Origin of the sequence: Pseudoalteromonas sp. APC 3250, assembly GCF_030407915.1 — a bacterium.
Classification (GTDB): domain Bacteria; phylum Pseudomonadota; class Gammaproteobacteria; order Enterobacterales; family Alteromonadaceae; genus Pseudoalteromonas; species Pseudoalteromonas tetraodonis.
The window spans coordinates 1-25,129 of the sequence record NZ_JASDCM010000005.1; the positions used below are offsets into that span (position 1 = coordinate 1).

General features: G+C 40.0%; 28 protein-coding genes and 1 other RNA gene. 10 read left to right on the forward strand and 19 right to left on the reverse strand.

Features of this window, described 5'->3' with window-relative positions:
* Positions 1–181 precede the first annotated feature (181 nt).
* The 3 genes from QL986_RS06840 to QL986_RS06850 form a co-directional block, all read right to left on the reverse strand.
* Positions 182–505 carry a hypothetical protein gene (locus QL986_RS06840; RefSeq protein WP_290191374.1) on the reverse strand — a complete coding sequence of 108 codons (324 nt, stop codon included), beginning with the start codon at positions 503–505 and terminating at the stop codon, positions 182–184.
* A gap of 299 nt (positions 506–804) precedes the next feature.
* On the reverse strand, positions 805–1,542 hold the full coding sequence (locus tag QL986_RS06845) for a hypothetical protein (protein WP_290191375.1): 738 nt from the start codon (positions 1,540–1,542) through the stop codon (positions 805–807).
* 61 nt (positions 1,543–1,603) lie between these two features.
* Complete coding sequence (locus QL986_RS06850) at positions 1,604–1,996, reverse strand: hypothetical protein (RefSeq protein WP_290191376.1); 393 nt, start codon at positions 1,994–1,996, stop codon at positions 1,604–1,606.
* Positions 1,997–2,481: 485 nt separating this feature from the next.
* Between QL986_RS06850 and QL986_RS06855 the strand changes: the two genes are divergently transcribed.
* From QL986_RS06855 to arsJ, 5 genes are read left to right on the forward strand one after another with little or no spacing between them, the layout of a single operon-like run.
* Positions 2,482–3,243, forward strand: a complete 762-nt coding sequence (locus QL986_RS06855; protein ID WP_029609889.1) for a metalloregulator ArsR/SmtB family transcription factor — start codon at positions 2,482–2,484, stop codon at positions 3,241–3,243.
* Positions 3,244–3,254: 11 nt separating this feature from the next.
* Positions 3,255–4,277 carry an ACR3 family arsenite efflux transporter gene (gene arsB, locus QL986_RS06860; RefSeq protein ID WP_028835005.1) on the forward strand — a complete coding sequence of 341 codons (1,023 nt, stop codon included), beginning with the start codon at positions 3,255–3,257 and terminating at the stop codon, positions 4,275–4,277.
* 14 nt (positions 4,278–4,291) lie between these two features.
* The gene (locus tag QL986_RS06865) at positions 4,292–4,795 is read left to right on the forward strand and encodes a cyclin-dependent kinase inhibitor 3 family protein (RefSeq protein ID WP_016898911.1); all 504 of its coding nucleotides are present in this window, start codon (positions 4,292–4,294) and stop codon (positions 4,793–4,795) included.
* A 2-nt stretch (positions 4,796–4,797) separates the two neighbouring features.
* A complete protein-coding gene (locus QL986_RS06870) occupies positions 4,798–5,808 on the forward strand; it encodes an ArsJ-associated glyceraldehyde-3-phosphate dehydrogenase (protein WP_016898910.1) in 1,011 nt (336 codons plus the stop codon).
* A gap of 9 nt (positions 5,809–5,817) precedes the next feature.
* On the forward strand, positions 5,818–7,035 hold the full coding sequence (gene arsJ / locus QL986_RS06875) for an organoarsenical effux MFS transporter ArsJ (protein WP_290191377.1): 1,218 nt from the start codon (positions 5,818–5,820) through the stop codon (positions 7,033–7,035).
* Between the two features lie 50 nt (positions 7,036–7,085).
* Here arsJ and QL986_RS06880 read toward each other — a convergent pair whose 3' ends face one another.
* From QL986_RS06880 to rsmI, 6 genes are all read right to left on the reverse strand, one after another.
* On the reverse strand, positions 7,086–7,304 hold the full coding sequence (locus QL986_RS06880; RefSeq protein WP_081485404.1) for a GDCCVxC domain-containing (seleno)protein: 219 nt from the start codon (positions 7,302–7,304) through the stop codon (positions 7,086–7,088).
* 331 nt (positions 7,305–7,635) lie between these two features.
* Positions 7,636–8,337 (reverse strand): protein phosphatase 2C domain-containing protein, encoded by a 702-nt coding sequence (locus tag QL986_RS06885; RefSeq protein ID WP_290191378.1) that lies wholly within the window; start codon positions 8,335–8,337, stop codon positions 7,636–7,638.
* 2 nt (positions 8,338–8,339) lie between these two features.
* Complete coding sequence (locus QL986_RS06890) at positions 8,340–9,662, reverse strand: serine/threonine-protein kinase (RefSeq protein WP_290191379.1); 1,323 nt, start codon at positions 9,660–9,662, stop codon at positions 8,340–8,342.
* A gap of 35 nt (positions 9,663–9,697) precedes the next feature.
* Positions 9,698–11,596, reverse strand: coding sequence for a DUF3258 domain-containing protein (locus QL986_RS06895; protein WP_290191380.1), 1,899 nt, complete (start codon positions 11,594–11,596; stop codon positions 9,698–9,700).
* A 127-nt stretch (positions 11,597–11,723) separates the two neighbouring features.
* Positions 11,724–12,089: RNase P RNA component class A (gene rnpB / locus QL986_RS06900), an RNA gene on the reverse strand.
* A 42-nt stretch (positions 12,090–12,131) separates the two neighbouring features.
* Positions 12,132–12,989, reverse strand: coding sequence for a 16S rRNA (cytidine(1402)-2'-O)-methyltransferase (gene rsmI / locus QL986_RS06905; protein ID WP_008468384.1), 858 nt, complete (start codon positions 12,987–12,989; stop codon positions 12,132–12,134).
* A 60-nt stretch (positions 12,990–13,049) separates the two neighbouring features.
* Between rsmI and QL986_RS06910 the strand changes: the two genes are divergently transcribed.
* The 4 genes from QL986_RS06910 to dolP all read left to right on the forward strand — a co-directional run bounded on the left by QL986_RS06910 (position 13,050) and on the right by dolP (position 16,615).
* On the forward strand, positions 13,050–14,930 hold the full coding sequence (locus QL986_RS06910) for a penicillin-binding protein activator (protein ID WP_290191381.1): 1,881 nt from the start codon (positions 13,050–13,052) through the stop codon (positions 14,928–14,930).
* Between the two features lie 9 nt (positions 14,931–14,939).
* On the forward strand, positions 14,940–15,311 hold the full coding sequence (locus QL986_RS06915) for a YraN family protein (RefSeq protein ID WP_058154142.1): 372 nt from the start codon (positions 14,940–14,942) through the stop codon (positions 15,309–15,311).
* Positions 15,312–15,462: 151 nt separating this feature from the next.
* Entirely contained in the window at positions 15,463–16,056 is a 594-nt protein-coding gene (locus tag QL986_RS06920) for an SIS domain-containing protein (protein WP_290191382.1), read from the forward strand.
* Complete coding sequence (gene dolP / locus QL986_RS06925; protein WP_013464043.1) at positions 16,049–16,615, forward strand: division/outer membrane stress-associated lipid-binding lipoprotein; 567 nt, start codon at positions 16,049–16,051, stop codon at positions 16,613–16,615. The genes QL986_RS06920 and dolP overlap by 8 nt, the downstream gene beginning before the upstream one ends.
* 581 nt (positions 16,616–17,196) lie before the next feature.
* Here the strand turns inward: dolP and QL986_RS06930 are convergent.
* The 8 genes from QL986_RS06930 to rplM form a co-directional block, all read right to left on the reverse strand.
* On the reverse strand, positions 17,197–17,634 hold the full coding sequence (locus tag QL986_RS06930; RefSeq protein WP_028834446.1) for a ClpXP protease specificity-enhancing factor: 438 nt from the start codon (positions 17,632–17,634) through the stop codon (positions 17,197–17,199).
* The gene (sspA, locus tag QL986_RS06935) at positions 17,634–18,260 is read right to left on the reverse strand and encodes a stringent starvation protein SspA (protein ID WP_013464041.1); all 627 of its coding nucleotides are present in this window, start codon (positions 18,258–18,260) and stop codon (positions 17,634–17,636) included. The genes QL986_RS06930 and sspA overlap by 1 nt, the downstream gene beginning before the upstream one ends.
* 79 nt (positions 18,261–18,339) lie before the next feature.
* Positions 18,340–19,083: a cytochrome c1 gene (locus QL986_RS06940; protein WP_008110862.1), complete on the reverse strand. Its 744-nt coding sequence runs from the start codon at positions 19,081–19,083 to the stop codon at positions 18,340–18,342.
* Positions 19,080–20,345, reverse strand: coding sequence for a cytochrome b N-terminal domain-containing protein (locus tag QL986_RS06945; protein ID WP_008110864.1), 1,266 nt, complete (start codon positions 20,343–20,345; stop codon positions 19,080–19,082). The genes QL986_RS06940 and QL986_RS06945 overlap by 4 nt, the downstream gene beginning before the upstream one ends.
* Positions 20,345–20,935 (reverse strand): ubiquinol-cytochrome c reductase iron-sulfur subunit, encoded by a 591-nt coding sequence (gene petA, locus QL986_RS06950; RefSeq protein WP_008110867.1) that lies wholly within the window; start codon positions 20,933–20,935, stop codon positions 20,345–20,347. Before petA ends, QL986_RS06945 begins: the two co-directional genes overlap by 1 nt.
* A gap of 550 nt (positions 20,936–21,485) precedes the next feature.
* Positions 21,486–22,013: a four helix bundle protein gene (locus QL986_RS06955; protein ID WP_356741852.1), complete on the reverse strand. Its 528-nt coding sequence runs from the start codon at positions 22,011–22,013 to the stop codon at positions 21,486–21,488.
* 67 nt (positions 22,014–22,080) lie between these two features.
* Positions 22,081–22,473 (reverse strand): 30S ribosomal protein S9, encoded by a 393-nt coding sequence (rpsI, locus tag QL986_RS06960; protein ID WP_024600778.1) that lies wholly within the window; start codon positions 22,471–22,473, stop codon positions 22,081–22,083.
* Between the two features lie 8 nt (positions 22,474–22,481).
* Positions 22,482–22,910 carry a 50S ribosomal protein L13 gene (rplM, locus tag QL986_RS06965; protein ID WP_002957960.1) on the reverse strand — a complete coding sequence of 143 codons (429 nt, stop codon included), beginning with the start codon at positions 22,908–22,910 and terminating at the stop codon, positions 22,482–22,484.
* Between the two features lie 407 nt (positions 22,911–23,317).
* On the opposite strand from rplM, the gene QL986_RS06970 reads away from it, so the two are divergent.
* Positions 23,318–23,665 (forward strand): four helix bundle protein, encoded by a 348-nt coding sequence (locus QL986_RS06970; RefSeq protein WP_290191383.1) that lies wholly within the window; start codon positions 23,318–23,320, stop codon positions 23,663–23,665.
* Between the two features lie 44 nt (positions 23,666–23,709).
* Here the strand turns inward: QL986_RS06970 and mutM are convergent, their stop codons facing one another.
* Both mutM and QL986_RS06980 read right to left on the reverse strand, forming a co-directional pair.
* Entirely contained in the window at positions 23,710–24,519 is an 810-nt protein-coding gene (gene mutM / locus QL986_RS06975; RefSeq protein WP_138561717.1) for a bifunctional DNA-formamidopyrimidine glycosylase/DNA-(apurinic or apyrimidinic site) lyase, read from the reverse strand.
* 13 nt (positions 24,520–24,532) lie between these two features.
* Positions 24,533–25,033, reverse strand: a complete 501-nt coding sequence (locus QL986_RS06980; protein ID WP_290191384.1) for a hypothetical protein — start codon at positions 25,031–25,033, stop codon at positions 24,533–24,535.
* Positions 25,034–25,129 lie beyond the last annotated feature (96 nt).

Sequence of the window (25,129 nt, forward strand, 5' to 3'; positions counted from 1 at the left end):
TATTCATGCTGTTGTGTGGTAACAAGCCTAATTGCACGTTCACGAAATTCTGATGTATAGCGATTTGATTTTTTCATAGTTCCAGTTTCTCAAGTTATTGAGTCTCTGGCAAACACGGGGCGATTCAAACAGCCAGTTGTTTCAAGTCCTTCTTTGATTTGTTTGTTAGCTGTTTATATATTTAAATGATTGATTGTAAATATTGAGCTATAAAGTCTATAAATTCAGGTCCATAGTTCACCAACTCTACCTTCAAGTTTGCAATAACATCACTTGTATTTGTGTAACCTTGTTCAAATAACGACCTTGCCGCATCCTTAACTGCGGCTCTTGCATCAATTGGTACTAAATTTGGTGCAACTTCTTGAATGTCTTCATCAGGGATCTTATCTACTGCTTCATAAAAGCGGTTTCTAAACTTGTTAATCGAGTCAACTGCCCCATCTGGGGTTGAGAAAAACTCATTGTTAGCACCTTTCCAACCATCTTCCAATTTATGTACCATCTAACCTCCTAATCTTTTTTATTGTTATTTTTGAATCACTGTAAGCTATTTACAGCTAACGAGACTGTAGAATAACTCAAACAGCCAAATTCAATTAAAAAACGAGCTCCTGTAATTAACTCTAAGCGTTTTTAAAGCATTAGGTAATGCATTTGGAACCCATAAAACGAGCTGTTTTTCTTAAAAAAGAGTAATTCTACAGCCTCAACGCCGTTTTAAGCGGCAAATTTTTAGTTGACTAAGATAAGTGAGTCACGAACAAAAAACCAACTAAAATTTGTCCGAATTGAAAACCCTTGTTAGCCGTCATTAAAACCCAGCAACTTAGATAAACCTGTCAGTTGGTCTACTTTTTTAGCTGTTGAGACAGTTTTATTTAGACCGTCCAAAATTTTTAAGTACTTCTTAAATACTCCACCAGAATTATCTTTTGCTACTGATTCTTTAACTTTTTCTCTGTTAAGTACAAGTGAACCAAGACTCAATTCCATCTCTGTTTCAATACCATCTATACCTTTAATTTTATAAGCAATTAATGCCTGTCTAAGGCTCTCAATGTTTCTTAAAAGAAGTAGCTGCAGAGATGGCTCTAAAGACGAATTGGAAATCATCTCCGAAAGTTCTGTGAGTGACTTTTTGATTTGATCTAGTTCGCTATTTTTTAACGCTGTAATTTTCGAATTTCGGTTTAATTTATCTGAGCAAAATTGAAGTCCGTAAATCGTTGGTTCATCAATCAAATTTTTCAAACCCTGCCAATTCGCTTCCAAGTTTATAGAAGAGAATAGACGTTCAATTTTATTAAATGGCTTTAGGTAAAGTTTATGGTCTACATCATCTAAGGCTTCAATTTGAGATTTGGTTTTATAAGTTAACTGAATCAAGTCAGCAATCATTCTTAGAATTGTACCAGTATCACTTTCATCTACACCGAAAACGTCAGCCCAAACTTTTCGAACTTTTTGCTGATCTGGCTTACTTCTAGCTTCTTGTAAAATATCGAAAAGGCGACCTGCTGGTTCAGTTTTAACTTCCATATAATTAATATTCTCCAAAATTTGGTTTGACGGTTAACGCCCGCATATGCGGGCTTTAGGTTTACGAAACCAATAGATCTCCATAGCCCCATACTGCAGTACCAAGAATGACAAAGATATGAGAAACAACACTAAGGATTTTTCTTGAACGTGGCGCTTCTGGCTTCTTTGTTAGGTTTGATTGAACTAAACCGTTCACTATTGGATTATCCGAAACTGATGGCGTGGACGCCTTTTTTCTTGCGGTTTGGATGGCTGCATTATAGATATCTTCATAAGAATAGGATGCAAGCCTAAACTCAACTATTGCTGCGACTAGCACAACTATAGCGCCTGAACGTGCAAACCACGTAGTGGAGTTAATAGAGCATAAATCGAAATATATAGAAACTGAAATACATAACAGCCCAAAAGCCAGCAACAACCATTCTATTTTATATTTTGATAATTCCACGATACTTGCCTGAAAACCTAACTTCTTTATCAGAGGACACTTTCCCATTCCCTATTTTAGCGCGAAAACATCCTTATTTTGTGAACTTACATTAATAGCAAATAGTATTAGTGATTGCCAGCTATAAATATTATGCTTTCTGTAACTCATATAAACATGTAAAAAAGAGGAAACTTTCCTCTTATTCTTACTAAGTTAATGATTACTCACCTAAGTGACCGGTTATCGCTCACAGCCGAACTTCGTAAAAGTGCCACTTTGAGTCGTTCAGTTTAATTCTTTGCTCAACTAATAAAAACTAATTAACAGACGTTTTACCTAATTCATTTAGGTCAGTGGCTTAGCTCTCCAATTAACCAACTGCGGTATTGTACTAGCAGTTATACTTCTAACTAACACTACTCATAACTCATTTTTTCGAAAATATCTGTTGCCACCATAACATAATAAATTTATTATATAATAAATTCATTATGGAGTATTTCATGAAAGTTCTCTTTTTATGCACTGAAAACTCAGCTAGGTCTATCATGGCTGAGGCGTTGCTAAAACATCATGGTAAAGGTGAGTACGAGGTTTATAGTGCTGGTACTGAGCCAAATAGTGTTGATAGTCGTACCTTGTCAGCTATCGAGCACTTTGGGTTACCTACCGATGGATTACACTCAAAACACCTTGATGAAGTTAGCAATATCCATTTCGATTTTGTTATTACCCTGTGTGATAAAGCGGCAAAAGAGTGTGATAGCCGAGTCAATGGTACTAACTGCCTTGCTTGGGATTTCCCTGAGCCTCGTTCTCGTAGAGATGCCAACCCGTTTGAAAAAACGCTACAAGAGCTAAATGAACGGATCAAAATGTTTTTGCTGATACAAGAAAAGCAAATGCCAGCGCCAATAACGCCAACAACTTTTTACAAAGCTCTGGCTGATGATATTCGCTTGAAAACGCTTTTAATCATTGCGGTTGAGGGTGAAGCGTGTGTCTGTGAGTTGATGACTGCATTAGATGAAGAGAGCCAGCCCAAAGTGTCCCGTCACCTAGCACAGCTTCGAAAAACAGGCATTTTATCTGACAGAAAGCATCAGCAATGGGTGTTTTATTCGATCAATCCAACATTGCCAGCGTGGATGAAGCAAACCATCACCTCAACGGTAGTGAATGAGCCTATTTTTATCGAACAAGAGCTAGCCAGATTAAACTCGATGGGTGACCGTCCTACGCGTGTGGCAAGCTGCTGTAATTAAGGAATGTAACTATGGGGATTTTTGAACGTTATTTATCTGTTTGGGTGGCGATATCAATTGCTGCTGGTGTGGCGCTGGGGATTGTTTACCCACCTCTTTTTGAAGCTATTGCAAAGCTTGAAGTTGCCCATGTAAATGTAGTTGTTGCTGTTTTCATTTGGGTAATGATCTACCCAATGATGGTGCAAGTGGATTTTTCAACCATTAAGGAAGTAGGGAAGAATCCGCAAGGCTTGGTATTAACTTTGGTGGTCAACTGGCTTATTAAACCATTTTCAATGGCTGCTTTAGGTTGGTTGTTCTTCGAAGGCTTATTTGCCGATTTTGTATCACCAGAAACAGCGCAAGAATACATCGCTGGTATGATTTTACTGGGGGTTGCACCTTGTACGGCAATGGTGTTTGTCTGGTCGCAATTAACCAAAGGTGATGCGAACTATACCTTAGTTCAGGTGTCGGTGAACGACATCATCATGATTTTTGCATTCGCTCCCATTGCGGGGTTATTGCTTGGTGTAACAGACATTCATGTACCTTGGGGCACCTTGTTTATCTCGGTGATTTTGTATGTATTGCTCCCTTTAATCGCGGGAATCCTGACTAGAAAACACTTAAACAGCTCAGGTCGCGATGAAGCAGCTATCACAAGTTTGCTAGAGAAGTTAAAACCGTTTTCTGTTATCGGTTTACTGGCAACAGTCGTTTTGCTGTTTGGCTTTCAAGCTAACACCATTATTGAGCAACCACTTAATATCTTGCTAATCGCCATTCCGCTTATCCTGCAAACCTATGGCATTTTCATTATTGCCTATTTTATCGCGGTCAGACTCAAGCTTAAGCACAACATTGCTGCACCTTCTTGTTTGATTGGTACATCTAACTTCTTTGAATTGGCAGTGGCAGTAGCTATTTCCCTTTTCGGCTTACATTCAGGCGCTGCATTGGCGACCGTGGTTGGGGTTCTGGTTGAAGTTCCAGTTATGTTGTCTCTCGTATCGATTGTGAACAGAACAAAACATTGGTTTAACGAATAATTAAGAGGCTTTTTATGCACACTCATCCATATGACATACTAACACTTGATAATGGCGCAAGCTTTATCTTTACTCCTTGCCCCGGAACAAAAGACGTTGATTTAACAACATCGGTTACACAATTGAAAGATGCTGGAGCACAAGCGATTGTGACGCTGATGTACGATGCAGAAATGAACAAGAATGAAGCCGAAGACCTTCCTCAAGTGTGTGATGCACAAGGTATTAAATGGTTTCAGTTACCTATTTTAGATGACGATGCACCAAATGAAGATTTTGCAGCAGCGTTCAAATCAAACCTTGATGACATGCTATCTATCTTACGCAATCAAGGCACCATTGCCGTGCATTGTAAAGGCGGCTCTGGTCGCACAGGCTTAGTCATTGGACTACTGATGTTTGAACTAGGTTACGACAAGGCAGACATTATTAAACAAGTGCAGAAAATGCGCCCTAAAGCGCTCTCACACCCAGTACAACTTTCTTTTTTCAATGAGTTTCAAATAGTAGGAGCTTAACAATGGCAATTAAAATTGGTATTAACGGTTTTGGCCGCATGGGTCGCTTAACACTTAGAGCTGCTTTTGGTTGGCAAGACATTGAGTTTGTGCAAATCAACGATCCTGCTGGCAATGCAGAAACGCTAGCACATTTATTAAAGTACGATTCTGTGCATGGTACTTGGTCACATGATGTAACCCATGATGACAATAACGTGATAATTGATGGTCAAGCCATTCGTGTAACGCAAAACAAAGCAATTAATGATACGGATTGGTCTGAATGTGATTTGGTCATTGAAGCGTCAGGCAAGATGAAGAAAACTGAGTTGCTACAAGCCTACTTAGACCAAGGAGTAAAAAAAGTCGTTGTAACAGCACCCGTAAAAGAAGAAGGTGTACTTAATGTGGTTATGGGGGTTAACGACCATCTATATGATGTTGAACAGCACTCAATCGTAACGGCAGCGTCTTGCACCACAAACTGCTTAGCACCAGTGGTGAAAGTGTTACTGGATAAAATCGGCATCAAACATGGCTCGATGACGACTATCCACGACATTACCAACACTCAAACGATTCTAGATGCTCCGCATAAAGATTTACGTAGAGCGCGTGCCTGTGGCATGAGCTTAATCCCAACCACTACAGGTTCGGCAACGGCGATTACTCATATTTTCCCAGAGTTGAAAGGTAAGCTGAATGGTCATGCGGTACGTGTGCCTCTTGCGAATGCTTCAATTACTGATTGTGTATTTGAGGTTGAGCGTCCAACAACGGAAGCTGAAATTAACGCTTGGATGAAAGAAGCGGCTGAGGGCGAATTAAAAGGCATTCTTGGTTATGAAGAAAAGCCACTTGTGTCTATCGATTATAAAACCGACCCACGTTCTAGCGTTGTCGATGCATTATCAACAATGGTCGTTAATGGCACTCAGGTGAAGCTGTACACATGGTATGACAACGAGTGGGGTTACGCTAATAGAACGGCTGAACTTGCTCGTAAAGTCGGATCATCAATTAAAGGGTAATGTAACACTATGAAGCGCTTGACATCATTATCAGACGATATTAAGCAATACCTTGTTGTCACAGGTAACTACTGGGCATTTACCTTAACAGATGGCGCACTACGCATGTTGGTAGTGCTTCATTTCCACGCGTTAGGCTATAGTCCGCTTAGCATTGCGATGTTGTTCTTGTTTTATGAAATATTTGGCGTTGTCACTAATTTAGTTGGCGGCTTCTTAGGTGCCCGTTTAGGGCTAAATAAAACCATGAACATTGGCTTAGCCATTCAAACTATCGCCTTGCTGATGTTAGCTGTTCCTGCTGAATGGTTAACAGTTGTGTATGTGATGATTGCACAAGCGCTTTCAGGCATTGCCAAAGACTTAAACAAAATGAGCGCAAAAAGCTCAATTAAGATGTTGGTTGCCGCAGGACAAGAAGGCACCTTGTTTAAATGGGTCGCGGTATTAACAGGCTCTAAGAATGCCCTGAAAGGCGTTGGCTTTTTCTTAGGCGGCTTACTGTTAACTTTACTTTCCTTCAAAGGCGCAATGTTGTTAATGGCAGGTGTTTTGGCTCTTGTTTGGTGTTACAGCCTTTATGCTTTGAAAAACGACTTAGGTAAAGCCAAGAACAAACCTAAGTTTACCGACATCTTCTCAAAGAGTCGCTCTATCAATATCTTATCGGCTGCACGACTCTTCTTGTTTGGTGCCCGTGATGTCTGGTTTGTGGTTGCACTACCTGTGTTCTTGTCACAAGTGTTTGAATGGGATCATTGGACAGTAGGTGGCTTCTTAGCGCTTTGGGTGATTGGTTACGGTTTTGTCCAATCAATGACACCTAAGCTAATCAATTTCAAAGCTAGCGTTTCTCCTGCCACTGAAACCGTAAAATGGGCAAGCTTGTTGGCATTAGTGACATTAGGTATAGCTTTATCGTTACACTTTAACTGGGAGGTTAAAACGGCACTCATTGCTGGCTTAATGGTATTTGGCGTACTGTTTGCCATTAACTCATCTCTGCACAGTTACCTGATTGTTAGCATGGCTGATGCCGATGGCGTTTCGTTAGATGTTGGCTTTTACTACATGGCAAATGCAATGGGGCGTTTGATTGGTACAGTGCTGTCAGGCTGGGTTTTCCAGCTATACGGGTTAGCTGCTTGTTTAGCAATTTCATTTATCTTTATTAGTTTAGCTGCACTTATTTCTGCCAAGTTACCAGCCACAGCAAGTAACAAGTAAACAGTTTGCATTAAGGCTTTCCCCTGACACTTAGCAGTCAGGGGAATGAATTATTTACCAAAGCAACAACTGTTCCCTTCTTGGATGGGAGGACACTTTACTGTCCCATAAGAGCAATAGACGCAACAATCACCTTTTAATGGTTTAAGCAACTTTTTACAGCTTTCGCATTCGTAGTACCACTGGCAAGCATTTGTAGGCATAATCTCAACCTTACTAAACCCGCACTCTGGACAGGTTATCTTTGATTCTAACTCTATGCCTTGCATACTGGCTCCATAACAGGCCTAACCATATCTAATACTGACATAAATACCATCCATGTGATCAAAGAGACATCATTATACAATTAATGCAGATTGCCTAAACTCAATTTTAGGGCATGAACGGGTTCGCTAAGCGTCCGCTTTGTAGAATTAAGTCCAGATATCCAGATAACTCTGACTGTCTCTTATTCGCTCTTTTGAGGCATTCGCCTCAACACGTTTTGGGGCAGAAACGAGTTATACCTGAATAGCTGCTTTTGGCACATATGCGACTGTCAGGTTTGATCAAAATCAAAAAATCAAACCTGACAGATTAAGTTAAGACTTATTCGCATTAATCAACTTCAATAATAATAATAGAATAGTTATCTGATGCACCAACTTTATGTACATGATTAACTAGGCTGTTACCAAACTCTTTAATATTAATGTGTTTCTTAGATAAATCTCTGAATAACTTCTTATGGACTGAATTATAAAAGCCATCAGTAGTTAATATAATTCTATCGTTCGCTTTTAGATCAAACTCGAATCTATCAATTACTAAGTCTTTCTGTGAGCCAAGAGCACTGTATATAATATTTTTCCTTGGATAGTCAATTGCTTGTTCTTTTGTCAACTTGCCTTCTCTCAAGTATTTAGCAACTTCAGAATGATCTTCAGAAAGCTGCTTCAGTCCATTATTTCTTAAGAGGTATGCTCTTGAGTCACCAACATGTACTCCTTCCAAATGAGTACCTGTAATCAAGGCGGCCGTAAAAGTTGTAGCCATTCCTTTTAAATTCAGATCTTTATCGGCCAAATTAATAAGTAACGAATGGGTTTCATTAATAGCATTAATGAAGGAAACCTCCTCTTCAACAACTAATTTTATAAAGTTTTTAACCGCAAATTTCGATGCAACTTCCCCACCATTATTACCGCCTACACCATCGGCTACACAGATAAGAACTGCGCCAGATCTTAATTTGGCAACGCCAAGATGATCTTGATTAGTGTCTCTTGGCCCCTCTGAGGTATGAGAAAACTTTTTCATTATTATTTACAAAGCTTATGTAGAGTAGTATTAATAATTGGATGAAAGTAACTTAAATCGATACTAATTGAGTGATGTAAATGTTCGAACATTCTGCATGCATTACTCCCTAGAACTCTTATTTCTAGAGCGAAGCGTTTAGCAATATCTTCCGGCATATTTACACTTACATAACTCATAAATTTTCTTTCAACATACCAACGATTATGACTTGTGCCCAAATGTAAAAGTGCTAGTAAAACTTCTGTTTTACATGTCAAATCATCAAGAGAATAAAATGCTGCTAATCGATTTGCGATACCATCACATAAAGAAAAATCAAAGCTCCCACTTTTTGCCCATTCGCAATATTTTAATGCGAATTTAGGGGATAAATCTGTTCCTAATTCAAGAATTTGATTAACCCTTGCCAAACTTAGTTTAGCCAATAGTAAATTCACGTCGTTATCTTTAAAGTTCTTTTCAATATAAGTAAAAAGACTTTGCCATTGCGTAAGATTCAATTCTGAGTCTGACTCGATTAATGAAATAAAGTCGGTAGCTTCTTGCGTTTGTGCATACTCATTACTCAAGTCAATCTCAAGTAAAGCTTCTCGAAGATCTACTACGGACTGAAACCTTCTGTTTGGATCTCTTCTTGTACAGATTCGTATGATATCGGAGAAAATACTTTGGTCATCGCTTATTTCATTACAAGGTATTCTATCACTAGTTCCCACGAAATCGTGAAGAATACAACCTAAAGAGTAAATATCAGATCTAGCACTAGCTCTTCTCAAGTCAGCTACAATTTCTGGCGCAGTGTAAAAATCAGAACCCATCCTCATACCTGTATGGGTGATCATCGATAGCTGTGTATCGTTGATAGACATTAACCCAAAGTCACTAATAGCATACCTGTTATTACCATTACTCCCTAAATTAAGTACATTTTGTGGCTTAAGATCTCTATGGTAGATACCTAGTGAATGGATTTCTTCTAGTGCCGCTATAATATCCATTAATGCTGCTAAATAATTACCATTTAAATCTCGGCTATTACTAATCTCATCACCTAATGTCGAAAACGCTAATTGCATAATAAAATATGGCGGCTCGCTATCAGTAGAACTTTCAAAAACAGGTACTATGTTATTGTGTTTTAATTCAGATTGGACTTTTGCCTCTCTAATAAAGCGACGCTTTACGTTGTCGAGCATTTCTGGTGTATACTGGCCAGGTTGATTTAGTGAGAATGTTTTTTTGGCAAACCTTTTTCCAAACTCATTTTCGACTAGCTCAACTGTTCCAAAACCACCTTGTCCTAATGTTTGTAATGTTCTCATTAATCGTAGTCCTTTATTGATTGTAATTTATTTCATCATAACTTAAAGCTATCGACTACTTCTAGTAGTCTCTTCAAACTAGCACCACCGTGTGTGTACTTATCAGTTATCCCACCTTTTGAAAGTTCATGACCAACCACTTGTTGTATTAGTGAAAGGTCAAACGAGTGGTTATTGCGTATATTACTTATGAACGTATGTCTAAAGCTGTGATAGCTGCGAAGTTCGTTTAGCTCATTCACACTCGGTATTTCAAGCTCCACAACTAAACGACCAAACCAACTAGTGATACTTTCAGCTGAAGTTATTTCATAGAGAATACGTTCTTGCGATTGCTCTACATACTCTAAAAAGCCAAGCTCGATTAAGCGTTTATGGATAGGAATTTTACGTTTAGCGTTACTTGTTTTAAGGCGTTGTGATTCGTGTTCATCAGTTACTAATATGTAGTTAATACCATCTTCAACACGGATATCTGGTTTTCTTAACTGATATATCTCTGTACGTCTTGCGCCTGTGTACATGGCTAATAAAAGTGACCACTTTTGCCACGCATGTTTTGTTTGTATTGCAAATGCTTCAAACTTTTTAAGTTCTTCGCTATTAAAAACACCACGTATACGCTGTTTAAAGTCTCGTTTTATAGTACATGGTGAATGCTGAATATATTCAACAGTATCTCTTTTAGCATACGCGAATATCCCCTGTAACCACTTGTAATAGCCTTGAACTGTTTTCGGTGTAACTAAGTCTTCTTCTGGCACATCAAAGTCTAGGCACTCTTGTAGGCTCATTTTACTGTATGGTGCGCGATTCTTTTTAGGTAGCTGATAACAACGGTCAATAAAGCGACCTATATCACTCGCTTTATAACTTTCAATAGGTTTGTCTTCACTCAGTAAACACCATGCGTCGTAGTGGCGAGCATATTCTTTTACAAGCCGATCACTTAAACCTGCCTTTACTTTAAAATCTAAAAACTCGGCATACACTTCTGAAAATAATGGGCCTTGAGTTTGTTGTTTTTCTTTACTTGGCTGACTATCAGCAATGGTGTGTGAGCTTTTATTAAACATTGAATCTAATAAATGTTTTTGCTCTGAGTTTTTAGTTAAGCAAGAAGCCAAGTATTTAGCCTGCAAATTTCTTGATGTTTCTAACATACTTTTAAATGCTGAATACTCTAATGAGCCATGTTCGAACTCTACATCGTGTTTGTTTAGGGTTTCTATTGCATCAATATTATCGGCATAAAAGTTGTCGTTTTCATCGCAGTCATCAAACAAGCCTTCATCTGTTTCAACTTCAGAACTATTACACATACCAGCGAGTAAAAACGTATCTAACTGCCGTGCAAGTTGACGAACACTTTTTTCGATTTGTTTATTAGCTACAATATCGGCATTACTTAAACCACTATTTTTAAGTGCCATGTACTTGCTGACCAAAACATAAATATTAAGAACTTCATAATCATTGTTTTTTAAAGCTTCAACCAATAATTCACCTGTTTCACCATCTGCAATAGAAAGCATAATGTTTGCGGCAGTTCTTAAATGTGTAGGTGAGTGATTGTTTAACGGCTTTGCTTTAATGCCATGAACAGAGTGCGCAGTTGAAGCATAACGTTGTTCTTCTTTTGCTATTATTTTTTTGCTTAGCTCATGGGTAAGTTTTTGCTTCATATGAATTAAGATACATTTTGCTTGAGTGATTAAAGTTTCAGTATCTATATTGTGTCGATCACTCGCAAGTATTTTTAGTTTATCTAATTCGGGTTTGATTAATTCAAGGAAGTTTAAAGCATGATGAAGGTGTTTGGTTTTAAGTGAAATGCGTATATCGGAGCCGATAAATTTGCGAGGGAAAACATAACGAAAATAGTAACGCTCTTTCCGTAGTATGAGGTGTTCGGGGAGTTTGATATGTCTCATTAAGTTACCTATGTGTAAGTAACGTATTGAGTTTATTTGGCACACTATTTGGCACACTTTTGAAATTTTGTGCCATGAGATTAGTGGTTCAAGCGTAAGCACCTAATAAATCAGATGCTTACGCTTGAGTTTGAGTCAGCCGGTAAGCCGGGTTCTGTCCTTTCCGAAGAAAGTGATAATCATTCGTCTAGGCCATAAATCGCTCTATGGCTCAAGCAACCTACCCGGTTCCAACGTGGGCCACGCCATAAGGAACCCTATTTGGTCTTGCTCCGAGTGGAGTTTACCTTGCAACCGACTATTACTAGCGGCCCGGTGCGCTCTTACCGCACCCTTTCACCCTTACCAATCCGAAGATTGGCGGTCTTCTCTCTGCTGCACTTGTCGTGGGCTCACGCCCCCCAGCCGTTAACTGGCACTCTGCCCTGTGGAGCCCGGACTTTCCTCCCCCTGCGCATTTTCGTTGCAGGCAGCGATTATCTTGGCTAACTCGGCGCGCAGTATACATGAGAGCACCACACTACGCAGTAAACATTTACTGTTTTTCTTCAATAATTGTTTTATACAGCGCGTTTTTCTTCATACCAAAGTAATCGGCCACCACGCCACAGGCTTTTTTCATTGGCATTTCGTTTTCAAGTAGCGCTAACATTTTGCGTGCCTCTGGCGGAATATCGTCAACTACCTTAGGTTTACCCGGCAGCATGAGTACTATTTCACCGCGCTGTTTAGTAGGATCGTCAGTTAAAAACTGCTTTAACTCAGTCACTGTGCCATTAAAAAAGGTTTCAAATGTTTTAGTGAGCTCTTTGGCAAATACCACTTGCTGCTCACCACCTAGCGCTGCTTCTAAATCGTCTAAGCTTGCCATAATACGGTGGGTACTTTCATACATAATACTGGTAATACTTGAGTTAACCGCATCAATAAAAAAGTCTTGGCGTGCTTTACTTTTAGCGGGCGTAAAGCCAACAAACTGAAAACGGTCGGTTGGCAGCCCTGAACAACATACCGCCGTAATAGCAGCGCATGCACCAGGTACAGGTGTGACAAGTGCGCCCTGCTCACGGCATAAATTAACAACGGCATAACCAGGGTCGCTTATAAGCGGCGTGCCGGCATCGGATACTAACGCAATATTTAACCCTTGATTAAGTTGGTCGATAATTTGCTGCGCTTTTTGCTTTTCATTATGGTCATGTAACGCAAAGGTTTTAGCCTTAATACCAAAGTGGCTGAGTAGCTTGCCAGTATGGCGAGTGTCTTCAGCAGCGATTAAGTCAACCTGCGATAATGTCGCGATTGCACGCTGACTTAAGTCGTCATAATTGCCGATTGGGGTGGCAACAACGTAAAGAGTGCCAATTTTCTGTGAATTCTCCTCATTTAACATTGAGGTCTCCTGCGTCAGTCAGTAATATAAGCAAATCGCGTTAACGTATGGGAAATCATTGTGCGACTTAAACTAGTTAGTCTATTAATTATATTGTCAGGGTTATCGGCGTGTAGCACAACCGAAAAACCAACTAAAACCAGCGATAACTTAAATAGCAGTGCCAATACGCTGAAAAATGAAGCACTGAACGCGCAATCGATTTATCAATTAGCGCAAAACCGTTTTGGTGCAGATAAAATTCAACTGCTTTATAGTGCCCGTGATAGCGCCATTACGGAAGAAAACTGGCCGCTACTCGAAACAATATGTAGCGAACTTGCACTTACTGCCAGTGTTGATCAAATTCAAAACCGTTTATATATTGCCTTTGCAAAAAAAGAGCAGAATAAAAACCAGCAAGCACTTGAAGTATTAAACTCACTTGAGGGACAACTCAAGCAACCCGAACATTTTGCCTGGCACCAATTTTTAACTGCCAGCATTTTTGCTTCTCAAAACTTGCCAAAACGTGCTGCACCCTATTTTTTTGCGGCGTCAGAATCTGCAACTAAAAACACTATTTCAATTCCTCAGCTTAGTGATGCACTTTGGAAAAATTTAAAGCAACTCTCATCTTACGCATTAGAACGATTTAACCGTGGTTCTGTGATCCAACAAGGTTGGGTTAACTTAGCTTTGTATCATCAAGTTTACGCCAACAGCTCGGTTGATTTAGACCAAGCCATTAATAATTGGCGCCGCCGTTACCTGGGGCATCCTGGTAACAATGTACTGCCAAAACAAGAAACGTATGCTAATGAATTAGCGCCAATTAATATTGAGCGTTTGGTTGTTTTACTGCCTCAGTCAGGTGCTAATAAGCGCCTTGGGGATGCCTTAAAAGCCGGTATATTGGCAGCGCTTGATAAAAAAGAGATCAACGAAACACTGTTTATAGATGAAAACACTGAAACAGAAGCGTTGAGCGCACAAATTTCTCAGTTACAGCCTGACTTTGTTATTGGTCCACTATTAAAAGCCAATATAGATAAGCTCGCTAATACCAATACATTACTCGATATACCCACCTTACATTTAAATACCTTTGATGGCGAAAGAACCTCGCTGCAACATTACTTTTTTGCGCTTAATCCTGAACATGAAGTACAGCAAACGCTAGAGCACTTTTTAGCACAGGGTTATCAAAAGCCGATGTTGCTAGCGCCAAATAATACCAATGGCCAGCGCTTAGTTGACTACTTTAATCTGCAGTGGCAACGCTATAGTGAAACAACCACGCAAGTTGGTTTTTACAACGATAACAAAGATATGCCCAATACGATTACTAGCTTGTTAGAAGTTGATAAGTCAAAAGAACGTATTAAATCTGTTAAAGCACTTTTTAATAAAGAAGTTGAAAGCGAAACACGCTCACGTGGAGATATTGATGCCATCTACATACTCGGCGACGCCATTGAAACCCGATTAATTAAGCCTTACCTTGATGTTAATGTGAGTACCTTTGCCGATAGAATTCCTATTTACGCCAGCTCTAAAAGCCACAGTAAGCAAATAGATACCACTGACAAAGGTGATTTAGACGGACTCTACTTTACTGAACTGCCTTGGATGTTAGACTCACAAATTAAGCAACATAATCTGCGTCAGCAATACAATGATTTATGGCCTGAACAAGCCGATATAAGCCAACGTTTATTTGCGATGGCTTATGATTCCGTTACCATGCTTAACGATATTAGACAATTGAGTGTTACACCCGATAAATACTTTTCAGGGTTGAGCGGTAAATTGTCGATTAATAGTGCCGGTGATATTGAACGTTCACTGCAATGGGCTCAGTACAGCAACCGCCGAATAAAACCGGTGGAGTTAAAAACACAACGCCCTGTACCGCTATTTATGCAATCAGCTAACGATGGCATAACCATAATTAACTAAGGGGTCGACATGTCGTGGTTTAAACAGCTGTGGCAAAATAGTCGTGAAAAAGGCCAGTATTATGAGCGCCAAGCGCAAAAGTATTTAGAAGCACAAGGCTTAAAAGCGATTGAGCGTAATTACTACTGCCCCTATGGCGAACTTGATGTCATTATGAAAGACGGTGACACCTTAGTGTTTGTTGAGGTTAAGTTTCGTAAAAATAATATAAAAGGCGGCGCTAATTATGCTTTAAGCCCGCAAAAGCAAGAAAAATTAAGACGAACTATTTATCATTACCTCGCGGCTAAAAACTTAAAGAATCAGCCATTACGTATTGATTATGTTGCTATAACAGGCGAGCCATCACTACACATAAACTGGCTAAAAAACGTATTTTAATACCGAGCACATACAAATGAGTGAGCAATTATTACAACAGCTAAATGCATTAATGCGTAGTTAAAAATTAACAAGCTGCTTCTAAAAATCATCATCCTTAATAAAGCGGGTGTGAGCTCACACAGAATTAGATATTAATTGTTGGTAATCCATGCAAGACACAATAAAAGAAATTTTTAAAGAAAGTATTCAAGTTCAAATTGCAGCAGGTGAAGTACTTCCTAGCGCATTGGAGTCAGCGGCATTCACCATTGCACAAAGCCTGATCAATGGTAATAAACTGATATGTTGCGGCACAGCAAACTGCCACATGTTGGCACAACACATGGCTGGCGTATTAGTAAACTTTTACGAAACAGAGCGCCCTTGCTTACCTGCAATTACCCTTTCGCAAGAAAATATTAATCTAGGTCAAGGCCATCAAATAGATGACCACGATACCTTTGCACGCCAAGTACGTGCCTTTGCTCAGCAAGGTGATTTGCTCCTTGCATTAGCAATTAATGGCAATGAAAAACATATAATTTCTGCAGTAGAAGCGGCACTAACCAAAGATATGAAGGTCATAGTAATGGTAGGTGATGATGGTGGCGAACTCGTTGGCTTACTTGGGCACAACGATGTAGAAATACGTACACCGTCTAAACGCCCTAGTCGCATTATTGAATCGCATTTAGTTAACCTTCACTGTTTAAGTGAATTGGTAGATTTAACTCTTTTCCCGCAGGATGAAAATTATGTTTAAACGCTCCCTGATTATTTTAGGCACCGTTGTGTTATTACAAGGTTGTGCTGCTGCTGTAGTGGCCGGCACAGCCAGTGCTGTTACTGCAGCAAACGATAGACGAACCATTGGCTCGCAAATAGACGACAACAACATTGAAATAAAAGCCAGCATTGCTATTAGTGAAGATGAACGTCTTAATAAGTTTGCTCATATCAGCGTTATAAGCGTTAATGGCGTGGTTTTAATGGTAGGGCAAGTTCCTAACCAAGAAATGAAAAACCAAGCGTTTAAAACCATTGAGAACCTATCTGGCATTCGTAAAATTCACAACCAATTACGCATTGGCTCTAATATTGGTATTACCACGCAAACTCACGACTCATGGTTAACCTCAAAAGTAAAAGCGCAGCTTTTAGCGGCTGAAAACATCAGCAGTAATAATATAAAAGTAGTGACTGAAAATGCCGAAGTATACTTAATGGGGCTAGTATCTGACGCTGAAGCAAACCAAGCCGTTAATATTGCCCGTAATATCTCTGGCGTAGAGCGCGTTATTAAAGTGTTTGAGTATTTGTAAAGTATCAGGTTCGAGGTTCGAGGTTCGAGGTTCGAGGTTCGAGGTTCGAGGTTCGAGGTTCGAGGTTCGAGGTTCGAGGTTCGAGGTTCGAGGTTCGAGAAATTTAAAAACCTTGCGGTTAACATCGCAAGGTTTTTTTATACCTGTAGCAGCGGGTTCACCCCGCGTGTGTATTAGGTTCAAGGTTTTAGGTATGAGGCCCGTCGCTCGTGAACTTAAATCAAACTTGCACGGCGTAAGCCCCACTTAAAAAACATTTTTACCACAGAGTACACAGAGACGCTTCGCGCTACACAGAGAAGACAGGACAAATAAAACATGTCTTTAATCATTTCCTCTGTGTGCTCTGCCCCCTCTGTGGTGAATAAAATCTCTTTAAGATCTTTTTGCACAAAGAGAAGTGAATGAGGAGTAAATGAGAAAACAACAACCATTAGCCCAACTAATTAATTCGAGTCTCTAGGCCCGTTGCTCGCTTCTCGCAGCTCGTCGCTCGTGAGCCTTTCTAACCTTTAACCTAATATTTTCATACAGACATAAAAAAACCGCTTATTAAGCGGTTTTTATCTAACATTTAAGGGTTATTTTATAACGCGTAAATGTGAGCCTTTTTTCTTTTCAGGCTTAGGATCAGGTGTTTCATCAACTAGTTCAGGTGATGAATCGACACTTTCAAGCTCTGGAGCAAAATCGTCTTCGTCCTCTAAAAACTCATCTGCAGTAAAGACTGTGCCTTCGCCATTTTCGCGTGCATATATTGCAAGTACAGCCCCTAAAGGCACGTACACTTGCATTGGCTGACCGCCAAAGCGTGCGTTAAAGCTAAGCTGAGAATTATCTAACGAAAACTGCGTAACCGCTGAAGGGCTTATGTTCAATACAATTTGGCCGTCTTGGACAAACTGTGTTGGCACTTGCACTGCAGGAAAATCAGCATTAACCACTAAGTGTGGTGTGCATTCGTTATCAACAATCCAATCAAAAAAAGCGCGTAGTAAATAAGGACGATTAGAGGTCATTATAAACGGATCTCACGCTCTGCTTCAGTTAAAGAAGCTTGGAATGATTCACGTTCAAATAAACGGATCATATACTCTTTAAGTTCTTTAGAGCCTGCACCATTTAGCTCAATACCAAACTCAGGTAAACGCCATAATAGTGGAGCTAAATAACAATCAACCAAGCTAAACTCTTCACTCATAAAGTAAGGCGCTTCACTAAAGATGGGTGCTATTGCAAGTAATGCTTCTGTCAGCTCTTTACGCGCTTGCGCTGCTTCAGACGTGTTGTTAATGATTTTTTCAGCTAGGCTGTACCAATCAGTATCAATACGGTGCATCATTAAACGACTACGACCACGCATGACCGGGTATACAGGCATTAGTGGAGGATGAGGAAAACGTTCATCAAGGTATTCCATGATGATGTTTGCCTGATATAAACCAAGCTCACGGTCAATCAGTGTTGGCACTGTGCCGTAAGGGTTAATTTCGTGAAGTGCTTCTGGCAGATTATCCTTTTCAGCCATATGAATATCTACACTTACACCTTTTTCAGCAAGTACAATGCGTACTTGGTGGCTATACATACAGTTAGCACCAGAAAAAAGGGTCATTACAGGGCGCTTATTGGCAGCTACGGCCATGCCTACCTCCATTAAATAACTAAAACAGCAATAGGGGCTTAAGCCCCTATTGCAAAATTACCTTTAAATATGTTCAAACTTAATGAACATCTCTCCAGTATTCTTTCTTCAGCATAAATGCCAAGATAAATAGAATCACTAAGAATCCAAGTACCTTAATACCTAGCGCTTCCGATTCGAGACGTGTAGGTTCACCTACATACTCTAGGAAATTCGTTAAATCACGAACTGCTTGGTCATATTCATCTACACTTAATTCGCCCGTACCATCTGTTTCTGTACCAGTAATATGAGTGGTTGTTTTACCATTTACTGTTACTTCTTCAGTAATTGCAGTAGGAACACCTTGCAACTCTTGAAGAACATGTGGCATACCCACCGATGGGAATAACGTATTATTTACGCCAAACGGACGAGATTCATCTTTGTAAAACGATTTTAAATAGGTATAAATCCAATCACTGCCACGCACACGCGCAACATTTGTTAGATCCGGCGGAGCCGCACCAAACCATTTTGCAGCATCTTCTTTCTTCATTGCATTATTGATATGACTACCTACTTTTGAACCATCAAAAATAAGTTGCTCTTGACCAATCTCTGTTGGAATACCAATATCGCGGAAAGTACGTTCATAACGTTGATACTGCATTTGGTGACAACCAAGACAGTAGTTCATGAACAACTTTGCGCCACGTTGCAAAGAAGGTTGATCAGATATATCGTTACCCGCTTCCATTAGAGGAACTGACGGGCCTGCCGCCATTGCTGGTAATACGTTTACTGATAAAGCGAATAAACCAATAAGTAGCTTTTTCATCATTTCGTTAACCTCTCAGGCAATGGCTTAGTTTTTTCATTCTTACTGTAAACAAATAACAGTACGAAGAACATAAAGTAAGTCACAGTACAGATTTGCGAAACAAGCGTTTTAAAGTCAGTTTGAGGTGTAGCACCAACCCAACCTAAAAGAACGAAAGTAACTACAAAGCCTGCAATGTTCCATTTGTGGAAACCACAACGGTAACGAACTGAACGAACCGAACCACGGTCAATCCAAGGCAATAATGCTAGCACGACAATAGATGCACCCATTGCTGCAACACCCATTAGCTTGTCTGGAATCGCACGTAAGATTGCATAAAACGGCGTAAAGTACCAAACAGGGAAAATATGCGCTGGTGTTTTAAGTGGGTTTGCCGGTTCAAAGTTTGGCGCTTCTAGGAAGAAACCACCCATTGCAGGCATAAAGAACACCACCCAACAGAACAAGATTAAGAAGCCAACCACACCCACAATATCTTTTACTGTGTAATAAGGGTGGAACGGTATCGCATCAATAATGTCTTTTTTATCTGTGTAGTATTCATGGAACTTAAATTTAGGCTTGTCTTCTTCAGCCACGGTTCCTTTTTTACGTTTGTTATCAATACCGTCAGGGTTGTTAGAACCCACTTCGTGCAATGCAACAATGTGTAAAAATACTAAGATAACAATAACCAGTGGTAATGCTATTACGTGTAATGCAAAGAAGCGGTTAAGCGTTGCACCCGAAATAACGTAGTCACCACGGATCCACAGTGTTAAATCATCACCAATTACCGGAATAGCGCCGAACAGTGAAATGATTACCTGTGCACCCCAAAACGACATTTGACCCCATGGTAATAAGTAACCCATGAACGCTTCAGCCATTAGGGCTAGGAAAATAAACATACCGAATAACCACAGTAATTCACGTGGTTTTTGGTAAGAACCGTAGATCATGCCACGGAACATATGCATGTAAACAACGATGAAGAACGCAGATGCACCCGTTGAATGCAAATAACGTAATAACCAACCGTACTCTACATCACGCATGATGTATTCTACTGATGCAAACGCACCTTCAGCAGATGGTACATAGTTCATCGTTAACCAAATACCGGTAAGGATTTGGTTAACTAGTACTAACATAGCGAGTGAGCCAAAGAAGTACCAGAAGTTAAAGTTTTTTGGTGCTGGATACTGTGCAATGTGCATGTTCCAAACACGTGTCATTGGGATACGGTCGTCTATCCACTCAACAATTTTTCCAAACATTAGGCCACCCCTTGTTCTTCGCCCACTAAAATAGTGGTCTCATCAAGAAAAGTATATGGTGGGACTTCTAAATTTAATGGTGCAGGTACCGATTGAAATACACGGCCGGCCATATCAAACTTAGAACCGTGACATGGACAGTAAAAACCGTCATCAGTCCCTTCCACTTTCTCACCAAAGCCACCTTGTAAAAAGCTAGGTGAACAACCCAAATGCGTACAAATACCTACAGCGACAAAAATCTCTGGGCGTAATGAACGGAAATCATTGGTTGATGATTCTAATTGTTGTGGCTCTTGCGATTGCGGATCACGAAGTTGACCTTCATGTTCTTTCATCTGCTCAAGCATTTTTGGGGTCCGTGATACAACCCATACAGGTTTACCACGCCACTCGACACGTATTAATTGTCCTGGCTCAAGTTTGCTGATATCTACTTCTACAGGCGCACCCGCAGATTTAGCTCGCTCACTTGGATTCCAAGACGCAATAAAAGGAACAGCAGCCCCAGCCGCACCAACACCACCAACAACAGAGGTAGCTATGGTTAAAAAGCGACGTCGGCCATTGTCTACAGGCGCATTGCTCATCCACTTATCTCCACTATGATTCTCAACACTTGCTATATTGAGAACATCAGTTACAGCAGGTTAATTTTTCGAATTTTAAAAGAGAAACGATCATAATTAAAACCCTTGTTTAAAACAAGGTTATTCACAGCCTCCTGCTCGAATAATCCTGACTTGCTCAAATAGTTGATTAAGTTAGCTCGAGTATGAAACCAAATGACTATAGTATCGCTTCCGTAAAAACAATTTGTAAACAAGTACAATCTCACCAACTAAGTACAGTAACCACTGAATTTGGCGACATTAAACTCATTCACTTTATTTGCCCGCCAATTGTAGCAAAAAAATTCACCAATTAACTGATGGATTTAAACTAATTGCGATAATTATTTAACTTTTTTTGCGTTAGTCGGTCATTTTTAAGCTTTCGTTCAATAAATACGCATACTTGGCCTATTTTGATCAAGCTAATGTCGACATTAGTCTTAAAGGGAAAATTGAAGCTGAAAGGCGAAAGGCGAAAGGCGAAACATACTCATATATTTTTGAATGAATATTAATTTTGAACCTCTTATTTCCAAGCATCGATTGATTTCATCAATGCTGAAATCATACGGGAAAGCTCACGAGTTTCCTCAATCCATTCAGTGGCCTTTGTCGTATCAACCTCTCCTATTTTTAATGCAATGTAAATTTGAGAGCGTAATTCTCCACAGCTCCCCTTAGAATATGATAAAAATCGAGTATAATCTTTAGGTGTTACTCGTTCATAACCCTCAGCTATATTTGAAGAAATTGAAAGTGCAGATCGTGTTATTTGATCTTTTAAACCAAACTCTTTGCTCTGCTTAAAATGTAAATAAATCTCGCAAGCTAAATCGGCTGAACGTTGCCATACCCTTAAATCTTCAAACCTCATAACATAACCAGTCAGCTGAAACATGCTTAACTTATAACTGTAAAATAAGAAAGACACAAAGCTTAGATCAAATTTATAGCTTGAACCTTGAGCCTTGAACCTTGAACCTTGAACCTTGAGCCTTGAACCTTGAACCTTGAACCTTGAACCTTGAACCTTGAGCCTTGAACCTTGAAGCAAAATCTTATAGCTACAAAACAAAAAACCCAGCATAAGCTGGGTTTTTGAATTCTTGATAACGTAAAAATTAACGTTTTGAGAACTGTGGACGCTTACGCGCTTTCTTAAGACCCACTTTCTTACGTTCAACTTTACGTGCATCACGAGTAACGAAACCTGCTTTACGAAGTTGTGGACGTAATGACTCGTCAAACTCCATAAGTGCACGAGTGATACCGTGACGGATAGCACCAGCTTGACCAGTAGTACCACCACCAGCAACGGTGATGTGTAAGTCAAACTTTTCAGTCATGTCAACAAGCTCAAGAGCTTGACGAACAACCATGCGTGCTGTTTCGCGACCAAAGTACTCTTCTAAAGAGCGCTTGTTGATTACGATGTTACCAGTGCCTGGGCGTAAGAATACGCGAGCACTTGAACTTTTACGACGACCTGTACCGTAGTATTGATTTGCCATGATAGTGCTCCTTAAATGTCTAGAACCTGAGGCTGTTGTGCAGCATGATTGTGCTCAGTACCCGCGTAAACTTTAAGTTTACGGTACATAGCGCGGCCTAAAGGACCACGTGGCAACATGCCTTTAACAGCTTTTTCGATGATCATTTCAGGCTTTGCAGCTTGAAGTTTATCAAAAGTAGTAGACTTAAGACCACCTGGGAAACCAGAGTGAGCATAGTACACTTTGTCTTTGAATTTATTACCAGTAACAGTAACTTTCTCAGCGTTAATAACGATGATGTAATCACCAGTATCTACGTGCGGTGTGTACTCAGCTTTATGCTTACCGCGTAGGCGATGAGCGATTTCAGTAGCGATGCGACCTAAAGTTTTACCTTCAGCGTCAACTACGTACCAGTCACGTTTTACTGTTTCTGGTTTAGCAACAAACGTTTTCATTTATAAAAATCCAATGTTTTTCAATTAAAACCACAGGTAGTTATGTTTAACTACCGCTCTAAGTTTGCTACAACCCCTTCGAGTTTTAGACTTTTGCGCCGCTCACAAGTGGCTAAACTATATGAGGACATAGAACGCAACGTGGCAGACGCGGGAGTATACCAGCACTTAAATCACATTGCTACCGGCCGGTTGTTTTTTCCTCAAGAAAAGTTATTACTCAACGGTCAGCGGTCAGCGGTCAGCGGTCAGCGGTCAGCGGTCAGCGGTCAGCGGTCAGCGGTCAGCGGTCAGAAAAGCTAATTATAACTTTAGAGTCAACAGAAAATACTTCCTTGCTGAAAATAGATATTTGTAGTTAATAAAATATCAACTAGGATAAAAACTGAGCATAAGGATTTTGTATTATGAACTTTGAAAACTTAGAGGTATGGAAGCGTTCAGCCCGCCTTAGCGCTAATATTTATAAAAATACACAACCAATCAAAGACTTTAACTTTAGAGATCAACTAACACGCTCTAGTTTATCTGTTCCTAGTAATATAGCTGAGGGTATGACAAGAGAGAGCGATAAAGAAAAAACACGCTTTTTAGATATCGCTCGCTCTTCGCTTGCTGAGGCAAGAACCCAAATATATATTGGCATCGATATTAACTATATTGATACCGACATAGGTAAGTCTTGGCTAAATGAAACAGTCCAGCTGTCAAAAATGCTAACAAGTTTGATAGCAAAAATAAAAACAAGTGAGTAACCATTCTTACTGACAGCTGAAAACTTACAGCTGACAGCTATTCTCTACTTCTGACACACCTCACAAAAAACGGTGCTGCGTTGCCCTAGGCGAATTTCGGTTAATTCGGTATCGCAATTTACACAAGGTTGGCCTTTTCGGCCATACACTAATAGCTGCTGCGCAAAGTAGCCTGGCTTACCGTCACTTTGGGCAAAGTCTTTCAACGTTGTGCCGCCTTGAGTAATTGCAGCGGCTAAGGTGTCTTTTATAATTGGGATTAACGCTTGGTAGCGCTTAAGGCTTACCTTTCCGGCTTCTTTACGAGGGTCAATACCCGCTTTAAATAATGACTCGTTAGCATAAATATTACCGACCCCCACCACCACGGCGTTATTCATAATAAACTGCTTAACGGGCACTTTTTTATTACGTGATTGCTCATAAACACGTTTAGCAAAAAAGTCATCAGTGAGTGGTTCAGGGCCTAATTTAGCTAGTAGCTTGTGCTCTTCATTGGGTGCTTGCCATAAACAACAACCAAAGCGGCGTGGATCGTTTAAACGAAGCGCCTTATTGTTCGCTAAAATAAACTCAACATGGTCGTGTTTTTTAAGTGGCTCGGTTTTATTTACAACGCGCAAGTTCCCTGACATCCCTAAGTGCAATATAGCCGCCCCAAGCTCACATTCTAATAGCAAGTATTTTGCGCGGCGTTCAATACTGCTAACCACCAACCCCTCAAGTTGGTATACCTCATCTGGCACAGGCCAGCGCATACTGGCATTATGAATGTTTACCTTAGTAACGACTTGGTTTAGCACATGGGGGGTAATGCCCATGCGGCTAACTTCTACTTCTGGTAATTCAGGCATTTATAAAACTCACTTATGAAAAGGTAAAACTAGGAAATAATTGCTTGGCAGTGCTTAAATCAAGCAACATTAGCCGCTGACTGGTTTTCTCGAGAAGATAATACTCACCATTTGCTTTATATAATAAATACATCCAAGGTAGGGGCTCACCCGCGAGTTCAAACGTCGCTGCCGATAGTGGCTTATTAATATCAAGCGCATCAGGTGTGGTGGTGGTCATCAGCGCTGTATTTTGCCATAAATAAACAAGCTCACTAAGTTGCTGCTCTGAACCTTGCCAACTAAGCGGTACCTCTTTGATCAAAGCAGTAGTACGCCAGCTTGTACCAATGCGCTCAATTTTTTGGTCGCTAAATTCAAGTGTTAACACAAAGCTTTGCACAGGAAGTAGTGGCTGCAGTTGCGCCTGCGTTTCATCGGATCCAATCTTTTTATGAAGACCATTTAAAAAGAAGATCATGATCAACATAGAAAAAATAATAACATTGTTCCAACCTTTGCGGCTTAATCGCATATGCAGTTCCTAATTTATATAAGGTTTTCAAGTTTAGCTAAAACTTAATTGCACTGTCTATATGTTAAAAGCTGGATACTTTGCTAGAATATCGGC

Excerpts from the sequence above, each read along its gene's own strand:
- QL986_RS06840 (WP_290191374.1), bottom strand. The coding sequence starts at position 505 with ATGGTACATAAATTGGAAGATGGTTGGAAAGGTGCTAACAATGAGTTT.
- QL986_RS06845 (WP_290191375.1), bottom strand. The coding sequence starts at position 1,542 with ATGGAAGTTAAAACTGAACCAGCAGGTCGCCTTTTCGATATTTTACAA.
- QL986_RS06855 (WP_029609889.1), top strand. The coding sequence starts at position 2,482 with ATGAAAGTTCTCTTTTTATGCACTGAAAACTCAGCTAGGTCTATCATG.
- arsB (WP_028835005.1), top strand. The coding sequence starts at position 3,255 with ATGGGGATTTTTGAACGTTATTTATCTGTTTGGGTGGCGATATCAATT.
- QL986_RS06865 (WP_016898911.1), top strand. The coding sequence starts at position 4,292 with ATGCACACTCATCCATATGACATACTAACACTTGATAATGGCGCAAGC.
- QL986_RS06870 (WP_016898910.1), top strand. The coding sequence starts at position 4,798 with ATGGCAATTAAAATTGGTATTAACGGTTTTGGCCGCATGGGTCGCTTA.
- arsJ (WP_290191377.1), top strand. The coding sequence starts at position 5,818 with ATGAAGCGCTTGACATCATTATCAGACGATATTAAGCAATACCTTGTT.
- QL986_RS06880 (WP_081485404.1), bottom strand. The coding sequence starts at position 7,304 with ATGCAAGGCATAGAGTTAGAATCAAAGATAACCTGTCCAGAGTGCGGG.
- QL986_RS06885 (WP_290191378.1), bottom strand. The coding sequence starts at position 8,337 with ATGAAAAAGTTTTCTCATACCTCAGAGGGGCCAAGAGACACTAATCAA.
- QL986_RS06890 (WP_290191379.1), bottom strand. The coding sequence starts at position 9,662 with ATGAGAACATTACAAACATTAGGACAAGGTGGTTTTGGAACAGTTGAG.
- QL986_RS06895 (WP_290191380.1), bottom strand. The coding sequence starts at position 11,596 with ATGAGACATATCAAACTCCCCGAACACCTCATACTACGGAAAGAGCGT.
- rsmI (WP_008468384.1), bottom strand. The coding sequence starts at position 12,989 with ATGTTAAATGAGGAGAATTCACAGAAAATTGGCACTCTTTACGTTGTT.
- QL986_RS06915 (WP_058154142.1), top strand. The coding sequence starts at position 14,940 with ATGTCGTGGTTTAAACAGCTGTGGCAAAATAGTCGTGAAAAAGGCCAG.
- QL986_RS06920 (WP_290191382.1), top strand. The coding sequence starts at position 15,463 with ATGCAAGACACAATAAAAGAAATTTTTAAAGAAAGTATTCAAGTTCAA.
- dolP (WP_013464043.1), top strand. The coding sequence starts at position 16,049 with ATGTTTAAACGCTCCCTGATTATTTTAGGCACCGTTGTGTTATTACAA.
- QL986_RS06930 (WP_028834446.1), bottom strand. The coding sequence starts at position 17,634 with ATGACCTCTAATCGTCCTTATTTACTACGCGCTTTTTTTGATTGGATT.
- sspA (WP_013464041.1), bottom strand. The coding sequence starts at position 18,260 with ATGGCCGTAGCTGCCAATAAGCGCCCTGTAATGACCCTTTTTTCTGGT.
- QL986_RS06940 (WP_008110862.1), bottom strand. The coding sequence starts at position 19,083 with ATGATGAAAAAGCTACTTATTGGTTTATTCGCTTTATCAGTAAACGTA.
- QL986_RS06945 (WP_008110864.1), bottom strand. The coding sequence starts at position 20,345 with ATGTTTGGAAAAATTGTTGAGTGGATAGACGACCGTATCCCAATGACA.
- petA (WP_008110867.1), bottom strand. The coding sequence starts at position 20,935 with ATGAGCAATGCGCCTGTAGACAATGGCCGACGTCGCTTTTTAACCATA.
- rplM (WP_002957960.1), bottom strand. The coding sequence starts at position 22,910 with ATGAAAACGTTTGTTGCTAAACCAGAAACAGTAAAACGTGACTGGTAC.
- QL986_RS06970 (WP_290191383.1), top strand. The coding sequence starts at position 23,318 with ATGAACTTTGAAAACTTAGAGGTATGGAAGCGTTCAGCCCGCCTTAGC.
- mutM (WP_138561717.1), bottom strand. The coding sequence starts at position 24,519 with ATGCCTGAATTACCAGAAGTAGAAGTTAGCCGCATGGGCATTACCCCC.
- QL986_RS06980 (WP_290191384.1), bottom strand. The coding sequence starts at position 25,033 with ATGCGATTAAGCCGCAAAGGTTGGAACAATGTTATTATTTTTTCTATG.